At 67.5% G+C, this 12,815-nt stretch carries 9 protein-coding genes and 1 riboswitch; of the genes, 1 reads left to right on the top strand and 8 read right to left on the bottom strand.

Translation table 11 applies throughout. The features are described 5' to 3' along the window. Positions 1-74: 74 nt before the first annotated feature. On the bottom strand, positions 75-809 hold the full coding sequence (locus ABE571_RS10890; RefSeq protein ID WP_346466255.1) for a CS1 fimbrial subunit B flags: Precursor: 735 nt from the start codon (positions 807-809) through the stop codon (positions 75-77). 263 nt (positions 810-1,072) lie between these two features. Beyond that, a complete protein-coding gene (locus ABE571_RS10885) occupies positions 1,073-4,267 on the bottom strand; it encodes an autotransporter outer membrane beta-barrel domain-containing protein (protein WP_346493701.1) in 3,195 nt (1,064 codons plus the stop codon). Positions 4,268-4,692: 425 nt separating this feature from the next. Here ABE571_RS10885 and ABE571_RS10880 point away from each other — a divergent pair, with 425 nt between their 5' ends. After that, the gene (locus tag ABE571_RS10880; protein WP_346493700.1) at positions 4,693-7,107 is read left to right on the top strand and encodes an autotransporter outer membrane beta-barrel domain-containing protein; all 2,415 of its coding nucleotides are present in this window, start codon (positions 4,693-4,695) and stop codon (positions 7,105-7,107) included. 154 nt (positions 7,108-7,261) lie between these two features. Here the strand turns inward: ABE571_RS10880 and thiL are convergent, their stop codons facing one another. From thiL to ribD, 6 genes are all read right to left on the bottom strand, one after another. Then, positions 7,262-8,227 carry a thiamine-phosphate kinase gene (gene thiL, locus ABE571_RS10875; RefSeq protein WP_346493699.1) on the bottom strand — a complete coding sequence of 322 codons (966 nt, stop codon included), beginning with the start codon at positions 8,225-8,227 and terminating at the stop codon, positions 7,262-7,264. A 249-nt stretch (positions 8,228-8,476) separates the two neighbouring features. Further along, entirely contained in the window at positions 8,477-8,956 is a 480-nt protein-coding gene (nusB, locus tag ABE571_RS10870; RefSeq protein ID WP_313209299.1) for a transcription antitermination factor NusB, read from the bottom strand. After that, complete coding sequence (ribH, locus tag ABE571_RS10865) at positions 8,953-9,420, bottom strand: 6,7-dimethyl-8-ribityllumazine synthase (RefSeq protein ID WP_313209297.1); 468 nt, start codon at positions 9,418-9,420, stop codon at positions 8,953-8,955. The genes nusB and ribH overlap by 4 nt, the downstream gene beginning before the upstream one ends. Before the next feature lie 187 nt (positions 9,421-9,607). Beyond that, positions 9,608-10,723 carry a 3,4-dihydroxy-2-butanone-4-phosphate synthase gene (ribB, locus tag ABE571_RS10860; RefSeq protein ID WP_346481418.1) on the bottom strand — a complete coding sequence of 372 codons (1,116 nt, stop codon included), beginning with the start codon at positions 10,721-10,723 and terminating at the stop codon, positions 9,608-9,610. Beyond that, on the bottom strand, positions 10,720-11,322 hold the full coding sequence (locus ABE571_RS10855) for a riboflavin synthase (RefSeq protein ID WP_070426607.1): 603 nt from the start codon (positions 11,320-11,322) through the stop codon (positions 10,720-10,722). The genes ribB and ABE571_RS10855 overlap by 4 nt, the downstream gene beginning before the upstream one ends. 76 nt (positions 11,323-11,398) lie before the next feature. Continuing rightward, positions 11,399-11,543: riboswitch (FMN riboswitch) on the bottom strand. A 189-nt stretch (positions 11,544-11,732) separates the two neighbouring features. Continuing rightward, the gene (gene ribD, locus ABE571_RS10850) at positions 11,733-12,815 is read right to left on the bottom strand and encodes a bifunctional diaminohydroxyphosphoribosylaminopyrimidine deaminase/5-amino-6-(5-phosphoribosylamino)uracil reductase RibD (protein ID WP_313219995.1); all 1,083 of its coding nucleotides are present in this window, start codon (positions 12,813-12,815) and stop codon (positions 11,733-11,735) included.

The raw sequence follows: 12,815 nt of genomic DNA, 5'->3' as shown, positions 1-12,815 counted from the left end.
GGACATGGGCACAGCACCCCCGGCGGGTGCCTGGCGGACCCGATGGGGCATGAACAGCGGGAGGAACGGAACGGTCAGCGGCGCGAATCGATACCGCGCTGGCTGTCACCCTCCTTCAGGTCGTAGCGGAGGAATCGGCCGTCGGCCAGTTGCAGCGCGTAGGAGCGCCCGGGCCGGACGTGGACGATGATGCCGGGCGTGCAGGTGTCCGGGCGGGCGCGCTCGCACTGGCGAAGGTTGTCCAGCACCACGGTGGCGTTGCCGTGGTTGTACACGCGGCCATCCTGCAGGCGGGTGTCGTAGTGCGCGTGCTCCGGCGCGATGAACAGGATCGTGCCGTAGCCGGTGAACATGCGGATGGACGCGTTCAATTCCGCCGCTTCCTGCGCCTGTTCTTCGCTGAGCGAGAATTCCTCGGCGCTGGGTGCCACCGGGATGAAGCGCAACCGGTAATAACGTTCCTGGTCACGTGCGCCGCGATAGACCAGGCGCGTGGCCTGTTGGCCGTTGCCGGCAATGATCAGGCGGCTGGGGCTGGCGATGACACCGTGCGCGCCAGGGGCGTTGCGTACCAACGCCGCGCCGTCCACCGGCGTTTCACTGGCCTGTCCTTCCGCATCGAAGTGCATCTGGGTCACTTCCACGCGCACGTAGGCCGTGGCGTCACCGGTGTTGCGGATGCGCTTGAGCAGGTTGCTGTGGGTAGGTTCCAGGTAGTCGAACAGCGGCCCGACGCTGATCTGCGGTGTCGCGGCGGCGGCCGGCAAGCAGAGCGTGGACAACAGCAGGGCAATGAGGAAGCGGGGCATGACGCAGCTCGCGTTGGAGAGCGCACAGTCTGTGCACTCACCCCCAGGGCGGCCATGCAATTAGTTGCAAATGCAAATAACTATCGATTGCATCGATATGGTTGATCGCCGTACACCACCGCGCCCAGCGGACCGCTGGACGCGCAGGCGGCAACATCCTCAAGCAGCAGCCGGGCAAAGCAGGCTCTACGTTTCTGCGGCACGGGATACTGGATGCAGTACGTGCAACCTGAAGGAGCCGGGCATTACCCGGCTCCTTTTTTTTACCAGCGCACGCGCATGCCCAGCTGTCCGCCCACGTTGCGGTAGGCGTGGTCGCCGCGCTGTACGCTCATGCCGCCCCAGGCCGACCAGCGCTGACCCAGCTTCAGCTCGGCACCGGCCTGCACTTCATAGCGGTCGCGCGGCATGTCTGCGCCCAGGGTTTCGCCATTGAATGCGAGCGTGCTGGTGCGCGGTCCACGCAGCCAGTTCACCGCCATGTACGGCTGCACCACGTTGCCCGCACGGGTATCGTGGCCGAAGACGCGCACGCCCAGGCGGCCGCTGATGCCATCCGCGTCGGCGGTGTCGATCCGGGTGCCGTTGGCTTCCACGTGACCGTCTGCCCGGTAATCCACGTGCGATACCTGCAGCTGCGGCTGCACGTACAGGTTGGCGTGCGGTCCCTGCCAGATGGTGAAGGTGTAGCCGCCTTCGACCGACGTAGTGATCACCCGGGTGTCGTACTGCTCGCGCGGCAGGTCTACGCCCTCCACGCGGTTGTCAAAACGGCCCGCCTGCACACTGGCATCCACATAAGCGCCCTGGCTGCTGCCCGGTTGCTGCTGCCATGTGGCATACACACCCACCGCATTGCCCCGCACACGTCCCGTGGCGGTGTACCCGGTGAGGGGCGAGACCACGGTGCTGTCGGCCCGGCCGCTGCCCAGCATCACGCCCAAGGTGCTGCCATTGCGCTGCCAGAGGTCGCTGCCCACCTGCAGCAGCGACGTGGTGCCGTCCACGGCCAACTGGCCCCCTACCGCCTGGAAGTCGGCCTGCCGGCGGCCGACGCGCACCCACGCACCGCGGCCCTCGGCAAGGCCCGGCGCGCCGATGCGGTCATGCAGGCGATGCTGGAACATACCGTTGGCGGCGGTCTGGTTGGCCAGGTAGGCGCCGGCTTCCGGGCGCAGCACCCGGCCCGGCGGCGTGATCGGAATACCACCATCGCCCCCTTCTTCCGGGTCCGGGCCCGGCGTTGGATCCGGATCGGTGACACAGCCCGGAGAGGTGGGATCGTCCTGACAGCGGTCGAACCATTGCGAGCGCAGGTACCACTGGCCATCGCTGGGATCGGCGATGCCGCCCTGGAAAAGGAAGTACTCGTACGAACCGCCCACCGCACGCCCCGCCAAGGCGTAACGCCCCAGCGATGCACCGTCGACCTGGATGAGCTGAATGCCATCTTCGGTGGGTGCACCCACGCCACCGACGTTCTGCACGCGCAGGCTGGCGTCGCCACTGGTATCGCCGCGCACGTGCAGGCGGTCGATCACGGTGTCATCGCCCGCCAGCGCACCGTGAAACAGGAAGGTGCCGCCATCGCTGTGCAGGTCGCCGTCCACGGTGAGCAGGGTGCCCACCGCAGCACGCCCATCGGACAGGGCCAGCGTGCTGTCGCGCATCGTCAGCGCATCCACGCGTGCGTCACCGCGCAGGGTCCACTGGCTGCCGCCGTCCAGCTCCATGTGCTCCACGAGGTCGCTGCTGCCCCACCAGTGCGAGCCACCGGCGAGGCTGACATGCACCTGCGATTGCGGCACCAGCCCGTTCTCCAGGTCTTCGCGGGTGATGACAATGTCACCCTGCATCTGCGCGGCGTTCTCCAGCCGTACGTCGAAGCGACCGCTCACCGCGGCGTCCAGCGACAGTGCGGTGCCATTGCCTCCGGACAGCAGTGCGCCGTTGTCCAATGTCAGCCCCGCATCGCGGCTGCTACGCAGCCACACGCCGCCGTGCTGCGCGCTCACCAGCGAGCCACCGTCGATCTGCATGCGGCCGTTGTCATTGATCACCGCCGCCCAGGCGCCCGTGCCTTCAGTGCGTACGTGCGTATCGCGCAGCGTCATCTCGCCACGGCCGCCCGACAGCACACCATGCGAACTGATACCGGTGGTGCGGACCACGCTGTCGGCCAGGTGCACGCTGCCACCGAGCCGGGCGATGGCGCCGATGGCACCGTTGCCCTCGGTGAGGATATCGACGGCCTGCGCATGGGCTACCGGGGCCGGCGTGCCGGAGCCCTCCACATAAAGCCCGTGCCCGTTTCGACCGCCGGTACGCAGCGCGCTGTCGCGCAGGGTAGCCGCTCCGCCCAGCACCGACACCGCTTGATGCAGCTCGCCGTCGGCGCTGATGCGCGAACCGACCACCTCCAACTGCGCGTCGTTGAACATCAGGATGCCCACACCATTCTGTGTGGTGATGGAAGACCCTTCCACGCGCGCTGTGGCATTGCGCTGGTTGATGTTGATGCCGGTGCTCACGCTGGTGAGTACGCTGTTGCGCATGTCCAGCGCGGCCCCCTCCATCATGAACACGCCTGTGTGGCCATGAACCTGCGTGCCGTCCAGTGCGGCACTGCCGCCGCTCGCGCCATAGCTGAGCGCGGTTGCGTTGCTGCCACCGGCGTGGATGCGACCACCGCGCACCACCACATCGCCGCCCACCAGGATGCCCTGACCGGAGCGTTCGTGGGTGAGGTTGATGTCCACGTCTTCCAGCTCCACGACGCTTCCACGTCCAGCAAGGATGCCGGTGGAGCCAGCACCGTTTCCGTTGATCTGTACCGAACGCAGGGTCACATCGTTTGTACTCCCCGGCTCTATCCATACCGCCGCACCGCCGCCGGCGTGTTCAATACGCACGCGCTCGGCCAGCAGGCTGCCTCCGGCAACGAACAGGCCATTGGCACTGGTGCCGTGGATCTCGATCACGCTGTTGCGCAGCTCCGCGCTGCCCTCACGCAGCTCCACGCCGTGGGACAGACCGCCACGGGTGGTGATGTGGACGTTGTCGGCGATCAGGCTGCCGTTGCCCAGTTCGATACCGCTGGCCGCAGTACCACTGGTCTCGATACGGGTGCCTCGCAGGTCCAGTCCGCCACCGTCATGCGCGGCCAGGCCGGCGGCACCGTAGCCGGTGGTGACCGCGCTACCAGCGCGCAACGCGATACGACTCCCAGCGCCCTCTACGCGTGCCCCTGATGCACGTTGGCCTTCGGTGCGCAGGTTGACCTCGCCCGACGGCACGATGCTGCCGCCGTTGCGTGCCATGAAGGCATGGCCTGCGGTAGTGCCCGGATCGGCAGGATCGGTGGTGTGATAGTCGCCGGTAGCGGGCGTCTGATCATCGCCGTCGGCGATGACCTGTTGGGCCATGGCCGGTTGCGCGGCGAAAAGTACAGCGCTCATGGCAAGCGCGAGTGTTTTATGACGTGGATGGATAAAGCGCATAGGGATGCTCCTGGCAAATGCCGAGTGATCCTGACTATCGGAGTGATAGCGCACCATGCAAATTGTTGTAAGCGTCGTACAGATCTAAGACGTAGTGCTCTAAGCGACAGTGATCAGAAGCAATGTCAGCTTGGGCGATCAATCACACGATCGACCGCCTGAATCAAAACCGTCCGAACAATCGTCACCTCCTGCATTTGCAACTAGTTGCATGGGATGCCGAACGCCGTTCGACCAGACTTTCAGCCAACCCGATCCACACGCGCTGCGATGCCCCCGCTCACCCCGGTTTCACATTCACTGCATTAATCGTCGTACAGGTGAATCCGTAACCGTCTCAACACAGCGACGTGGCCGATGTTTCCCCTTGAAAGGACGTGACCATGAATTCTCCTGCACGCTCGAACCTCCGCTCGAATGTCCGCCCGACCCTGCGCCCGCTTGCACACGGGTTGCTGCTGGCCTTGACCGCCCTGCCCATGGGCGTGGCCCTGGCCGGTGATCTTGACGACCAGAGTGCCATCGTCGGTCCGACCGATCCGCTGGAAGCATGGAGCCTGATCAATGACTCGCAGCTGGCGGTGGCCGCTGGAAAGACGCTGCAGATTGTCGCCGACGGCACCTCCACCGTTACGCTCGAACGTGGTGCCGAGGTAACCCGCAGCGGTACCGCACAGGATGCCATCACGCTCTACGGCAACGCTCGTTTGGGCGCTGACAACAGCCGTATCCTGGGCGGAATTTCGCTTCGGGCCTTCAGCACCGAGGCATACCTGCGCGACAGCGAGGTCATTGTCACGACTGCGGGCCTGCGGCCCACCGAACGCAAGGCCATAGGCGTGGATCTGGCTGCCGGTCCCGGCGGCGCCGGGGCGCGCAATCCCTATGCGTGGATCAGTGGCACCACCCTCCGCGTCGAGGACGCACCGGACACCAGCAGGCCCTACAACAGCGGCTTGGGTGTGCGGTTGCAGATGGGTCAGATGGACATCATCAATGGCTCGCATATCACCGCTGCCAACGTCGGCGCCATGCTGTGGGGTGAAGCGAATCCGGCGGGCAGCCTGCGCCTGGGCATCGACAACGCGACGCTGGAATCCGGTCGGGGTGCCGCGATCCAGGTCATGCCGTTGGAGGCAAACCGCTACGACATCACCGTCGCCAACCATTCACGACTGATCGGCGGCGACGGAAACCTGCTGCGGGTCGGCGACGACATCATACGGAGCCCCGAGCAGACCGATGTCAGCTTCACCGTCGACGATTCCCGCCTGGCGGGCAATATCACCTTCGATGCGGCGACCGTCACGGGATCGCTGGATGTCGTCCTGCGCAACAAGGCGCAGATCGACGGCCGCTTCCTCAACCTCACCTCGGCCAGCATCGACGGCGACAGCACCTGGCTGCTGACCGGCGACAGCAACCTCGGCCGGCTGGCGCTGGGCAGCACCGGCACCATCGGGATGGGCGACGGCACCACGTTCAACACCCTCACCGTCGATACGTTCACCGGCGATGGCGGCACGCTGGCCTTCAACACCCAGCTCGGCGACGACCGTTCGGCCAGTGACCGGCTGGTCATCACCGGCGATGCCAATGGGCAGGCCAACGTGCGGGTGAGCAACGCCGGCGGCACCGGCGCGAAGACCGATCGTGGTATCGAGCTGATCGACATCGGCGGTGCGTCCAATGCGCAGTTCGACCTGGTCGGGCGTGCGGTGGGTGGGCAGTACGAGTATTCGCTGGTGAAGGACGCCAACGGCAACTGGTACCTGCGCTCGGAACTGGCCACCGCGCCGGACCCGTGCCTGGCCGACCCGACCCTGCCCGAGTGCAACCCGATTGATCCGATTGATCCGATTGATCCGATTGACCCGCCCACCCCGGTGCTGCGCCCGGAAGCCGGTGCCTACCTGGCCAACCAGTTCGCCATGGACCAGCTGCTGCGCCACCAGTGGCGCGACCGCCAGGGCGGCGAAGCAACGGCCGAGGGCGTGCGTGGCTGGGCGCGGGTGGATGCCACCAACAGCCACCTGTCCGCGGTGCAGGACCAGTTGGACCTGCGCGTGCAGCGCTCGCGCCTGCAGCTGGGTGCCGACGTGGGCGTGTTCGATAACGGCCGGGGCCGCGTGGGCGTGATGTTCACCGCCGGACAGGCCGATGCGCAGTCGCGTTCGCAGGTGACCGGTTACAGCGCACGCGGCAAGGTGGAAGGCGGCGCGGCCGGTGTGTACGGCAACTGGAGCAACGAGGCGATGTATGTGGATGCCGGTGTGCAGCGTGGGCAATTCCGCAACCGCGTGCAGGGCGAGGGCCTGGCCGCCGAGCGTTACGACTCGGACATATGGCAGTCGTCGCTGGAAGCGGGCTATCGCTTCACCATCGGCCAGATCGGCAGCACCGCGTTGAGTCTGCAGCCGGAACTGCAGCTGGTGTACACCGACGCCACCACCGACCGCCACGAAGAGCGCAACGGCACGATCGTGCGCAGCGTGGGCGATGACGGGCTGTCGGGCCGCGTGGGCCTGCGCCTGCAGGGCGAGTCGCGCGCCACGGTGGGTGCGGCGGTGAGCCCGTACCTGGCGGTGAACTGGTACCGCGATGGCAGCAGCAACGGCATGGCGTTCGATGAAGACGTGCTGCAGGCGAGCGTACCGCGCAACCGGTATGAGATCAGCGCCGGTGGCCGGGTGGACTTCCGCTCGGGACTGAGTGGCTGGGGCGGGCTGGGCGTGATGCGCGGCGACCACGGGTATCGCGAAGCCACCGCGAACGTGAGCGTTGCTTACAGGTGGTAATACTGGAACGGCGCCGGATGATGGCCGGCGCCGTTTTGCGTGGTCGGTGGCTTGGGGCGGGTTGGCGGCCGGGGTTGGTCGGGAGCCGGCCAGCGGCCGGCACTACCGATGGCGTGTGGGCTACGTAGAGCTGGGCTCTGCCCGGCTGCTCAACTCACTCCGCGAAGTGCTGGTAACCCCCTGGGCCAGTCTCACCTTCGCAGTGCACGCCCTGACCTTCGACGATGCGGCCGATGCGGGTGAGCGGCAGGCGCAGCGATTCGGCTACGGCATGCAGCGCCTCGCGCTGGTCGGCGGCGGCGGTGAAACACAGTTCGTAATCGTCGCCGCCGCGCAGGGCACACGCACGCGCGGCGTCGCGGCCAAGCACCGCACGCAGGGCCGGTGACAGCGGCACGGCATCGGCATCCACTTCGGCACGCACGCCACTGCGCGTGGCGATGTGGCCCAGGTCGGCCAGCAGGCCGTCAGAGATATCCACGGCAGCATGCGCGAAGGCCCGCAGGCGCAGGCCCAGCGTCACCCGTGGGGTCGGCCGCAGCAGGCGCAGGCGCAGTGTTTCGTAGTCGCCCAGCACGGTGGCGGTGGCGATGTTCAACTCGCCGCGCTGCCACAGTTGCAGGGCACCAGCGGCATCGCCGACCGTACCGCTCACCCAGATGTCATCGCCCACCTGGGCGCGGTCGCGGCGCAGCGCCTGGCCGCGTGCCACCTGCCCCATCGCCGTGACCGACAGCGACAGCGGGCCACGCGTGGTGTCGCCGCCGATCAACGCGATGGCGTGTTCGTCGGCCAGCGCGAAGAAGCCGTCGGCGAAGGATTCGATCCAGTCCGGGTGCGCGTCGGGCAGCGACAATGCCAGCGTGCACCAGGCCGGGCGTGCGCCCATCGCGGCCAGGTCGGACAGATTGACCGCCAGGGTCTTCCAGCCGATGTCGAAGGGCATGGTCTCGGCCGGGAAATGCACGCCGCTGTTGAGCGTGTCGGCGGTGACCACCAGCTGTTCGTTCGGGCGCGGCTGCAGCAGCGCCGCGTCATCGCCGATGCCGAGCACCACGTCGTCGCGCTCGGCGGTGCGGGCACGGATGCGGTCGATCAGGGCGAATTCGGCAAGGGACATGGGGCGCTCCCGCGGTTGTGCGTGCCGCGCAGTGCGCGGTGGGGCGGTTTTTCGTGCCGCGCGACGCGCGGTTGTCGGTAGTGGGGGGGGGGGGGGGGGGGGGGGCTCCACAGGACCGCGGGGTGAGGGGTCCGGCGGGGGGGCGACCACGGGGGGGGCCGGCACTCCGCGTCGGGGGGGGGGGGGCGGCCCGGCCCCCGGCACTACCAGGCGGGTCATTACCACCGGCGGCTCATTGCCACCGGCGGGTCAGTGACCCGATTCGACCTTGCGCCATTCCACGGCGGCACGATCCAGCACACCGTTGACGTAGGTGTGGCCGTGTTCGGAACCGAAACGCTTGGCCGATTCGATCGCTTCGTTGATCACGACGCGGTACGGCACGTCCAGGCGGTAACGCATTTCATACGCAGCCACACGCAGCGCGGCGCGTTCAATCGCATCCACTTCTTCGATGCCGCGATCCAGGTACGGATCGATCGCCGCGTCCAGATCCTTGCGGTTGTCGAGCACGCCGTGCACCAGCGCTTCGAAGTAAGCCAGATCCGCGATTTCGCGGGCCTGTTCGTGGGCGAACTGGGCGATCACGCTCTGCGCATTGCCACCGGAGATCTGCCACGCGTAGATCGCCTGCAGCGCACGACGCCGGGCGCGCGAACGCAGCACGGGGTCGACGCCATCACGGCGGACGGGCTTACCGGAGGGCTTGCCCGGGTTTGACTTGTTCATGGCAGCTGCTCCAGAAGATTGACCATTTCCAACGCCGTCAGTGCGGCTTCCTCCCCCTTGTTGCCGTGGCTGCCCCCCGCGCGGGCTTCGGCATCCTCGGCCCGTTCCACCGCCAGCACGCCATTGAGCACCGGCACGCCGAAATCCAGCTGCACGCGCATCAGGCCTTCGGCGCAGCGGTCGGCCACGTGTTCGTAATGGCGGGTATCGCCGCGGATCACGCAGCCCAGGGTGATGATCGCGGCATGCTGATGGGCCGCCGCCAGACGCGCAGCGACCAGCGGCAGTTCCCATGCGCCGGGCACGCGGATCACGTCGATGGCGGACTCGTCGATCCCGTTGCCGGCCAGGCTCTGCCGCGCACCGGCCACCAGCACGTCGGTGATGCGGGCATTCCAGCGGCTGGCGAGGATGGCGAAACGGGCCGTTTCCGGAGTACGGAGGTCGCCTTCGTAATGGCTCATGTTCGGCGTGGGGTCCATTTAATAGGTGAATATTCTAGCGCATGGCCGCGTGTAGCCGGGTCGCCATGCGTTATGGGTCGGGTCGGGGGCCAAAGCCCCCTGAGAGTCAGGGGGGCTGCCGCGAAGCGGCGGGGGTCTGGATGATGGTTAAGAGGCGCCCGTGATCTGCGAAGCAGATCGTGGGGCGTCAGCGCGCAGGCGATGAAGTGCTCTCCACCGTCTCGACCACTTCCAGGCCATACCCGGCCAGGCCGATCTGGCGGCGGGGGGTGCCCAGCACGCGCAGCTTGCCCAGGCCCAGGTCGGACAGGATCTGCGCCCCGGCCCCGTTGCGGCGCCACTGGCTCACGTCCTTGTCCTTGCCCGGCACCACCGGCACCGGCTGCTGGCGCAGGCGGGCCAGCAGGCTGTTGGTGTCGCGCGGCGCCGACAGCACCACCATCACGCCACGCTCGGCGGCGGCAATGGCACGCAGGGCATCGGTGGAGGCCACCCCGAAATCATCGCGGCGCCAGTGCAGCAGATCGGCCAGCGGGTTTTCCACCTGCACCCGGACCAGGGTCGGCTCGGCATCCGGGGTGCCGCGGACCAGCGCGAAGTGCAGGTCGTGCGCGATCCGGTCGCGGTAGGTGACCAGCGTGAACGGGCCGAACTCGGTCTCGATCTCGCGCTCGTCCACACGCTCGACCGTCTTCTCCGTGGCCAGGCGGTAGGCGATCAGGTCGGCGATCGAGCCCATCTTCAGACCGTGCTCGCGGGCGAACACCTCCAGCTCCGGGCGGCGCGCCATGCTGCCGTCGGGGTTGAGGATCTCCACCAGCACGCCAGCCGGCTCCAGGCCTGCCAGCATGGCCAGATCGACGCCGGCCTCGGTATGCCCGGCGCGGGTCAGCACGCCGCCCGGCTGGGCGATCAGCGGGAAGATGTGGCCCGGCTGGTGCAGGTCTGCCGGCTTGGCGTCCGGTTTTACCGCGGTGCGGATGGTGTGCGCACGGTCGTAGGCCGAGATACCGGTGGTGACACCCTCGGCGGCCTCGATGCTGACCGTGAAGTTGGTCTGGAACTGCGCGGTGTTGGCCTGGACCATCGGCGCCAGGCCGAGATCGGCAGCGCGCTCACGGGTCAGCGGCAGGCACACCAGGCCACGGCCATGGGTGACCATGAAGTTGATGTCCGACGGCTTGACCAGCTCGGCGGCCATGATCAGGTCGCCTTCGTTCTCGCGGTCTTCGTCATCGACGATGACGACCATGCGGCCAAGGCGGATGTCCTCGAGAATCTCGGGAATGGGGGCGAAATTCATGCGCGTGCTCCTGCACCCAACAAACGTTCGACGTAACGGGCGACCAGATCGATTTCAAGATTGACCGCACTGCCCACGGCCGTTGCGGCGAAGGCGGTGTTGGCCACGGTGTGCGGGATGAGGGCGACCTCGAAGCCCTGCTCGTCCACCTCGTTGACGGTCAGGCTGACTCCGTCCACGCAGATCGAGCCTTTCTTGGCGATGTAGCGCAGCAACGCGGCCGGCGCGGCGAAGCGCCAGCGCTGGGCACGCGCATCGTCATGCACCGACAACACCTGGCCCAGGCCATCGACATGGCCGCTGACCAGATGCCCCCCCAGGCGATCGGTCGGGCGCATCGCGCGTTCGAGATTGATGACGGCGCCGTCGGCCAGCTGCCCCAGCGTGGTCAGGCCCAACGTCTCGGTCGAGGCGTCGGCCTGGAAGCGGGTGGCGTCATAAGCGATGACGGTGAGGCAGACCCCGTTGATGGCGATGCTCTCGCCCATCTGCACGTTCTCGAACGGCAGGGTGCCCACGTCAAAGGTAAAGCGGACATCGCCGCCAAGGGTGTCGCGTGCGGCCAGACGGCCGACGCCTTCGATGATTCCAGTAAACAAGGAACGTTCTCCGCGGAAAGTGAGCGAAAAACGCCGCAAGGCATATAGGTGCACGCCGAGCACCAAGGCCCGGCCGCACCGTCTTCTTTCATCCGGACTATACCGTCGGCTCCGGCATCGGACCGGATCTGCTGACCTTCCCGAGGACCGGGAAGCGCTCGCGGGCTCGTGCTTGCGCACCTACCGCCGGTGGGGAATCGCACCCCGCCCTGAAGACGTTTGTGTACCGGCGAACCGGCGCGGCTAGTGTAACAGGGCACCCTGACTGGGGGCTTTAAGTTAAATAAGTGTTAAGCTATTCCGCTGAGTGCTGCGCCCCGTGGATAGGAGGGCACACACGTCGGTTACTGATCGGGCTGCGGCGTCCGCGCCGCGCCATGATCGAACGGGTCCCGCAAGGGGCCCGTTTTTTATGGGCGCAGCAACAGGCGGAGGTCCTCACCCACCTGGCGCCTGTCCACCACGCGCAGCCGGCGCTGCTGTTCCATCGCGTGGATACCCAGGCCGGACAGCAGCGGCAGCCCATGCTCACCGAGCAACGTGGGCGCCTGGTACAGCAACAGTTCGTCGACCCAGCCGCCGGCCAGCAACGCGCCGGCCAAGGTGGCGCCGGCCTCGGTATGCACGTCATTGATGCCGCGCTCGGCGAGCAGCGCCAACACCGCGCCCAGATCCAGACGACCGTCATGGCTGGGCACGCTGGCGAACTCCGCATCGGCGGCGTCCGGCGGGCTGACCGCGGCGTCATGCACGTACAAGGTCGGCGCCCCGCCCTCGCGCACCCGCGCGCACTCCAGCGAGCGCAGGCGTGCATCGAGTACCACCCGCAAGGGCGGCAATACCTCGTTATCGGCCAGCCGCACGGTCAACATCGGGTCATCGGCCAACACGGTGGCCGCGCCGGTGAGAATCGCACCGGCACGCGCACGCCAGTACTGCACATCGTCGCGGGCGGCCGCACCGGTGATCCATTTGGAGCGGCCATCGGCCATCGCCGTACGCCCGTCCAGACTGGCCGCGAGCTTCACCCGCACCCACGGGCGGCCGCGCTCGATGCGTGACAGGAACCCGTGGTTCAGCTCGCGCGCCTGCGCAGCCATCAACCCTTCGGCGACCTCGATGCCGGCGTCGCGCAGCAGCACGAAGCCCCCCCCATCGACCTTCGGGAAAGGATCGCGCATCGCCGCCACCACGCGTGTCACCCCTGCCTCGATCAAGGCCAGTGCACACGGCGGCGTGCGACCGTGGTGCGCGCATGGCTCCAGGGTCACGTAGGCGGTGGCACCGCGGGCCTGTTCACCGGCCTGGCGCAGTGCGAAGACTTCCGCGTGCGGGCCGCCGGTGCGCTGGTGCCAGCCCTCGCCGACCACCCCCTCATCGCGTGCGATCACGCAGCCGACCATCGGGTTGGGCCGCGCGGTATACGCGGCGCGCTCGGCCAGGCGCAGCGCATGCGCCATGTGCTGGTGGTCGAGAGCGGTAAATTCAGTCAT

The organism is Stenotrophomonas sp. TWI273 (assembly GCF_039674765.1).
GTDB lineage: Bacteria > Pseudomonadota > Gammaproteobacteria > Xanthomonadales > Xanthomonadaceae > Stenotrophomonas.
Note: the sequence above shows the minus strand (reverse complement) of the source record. Positions and strands in the feature narration are given on the sequence as shown.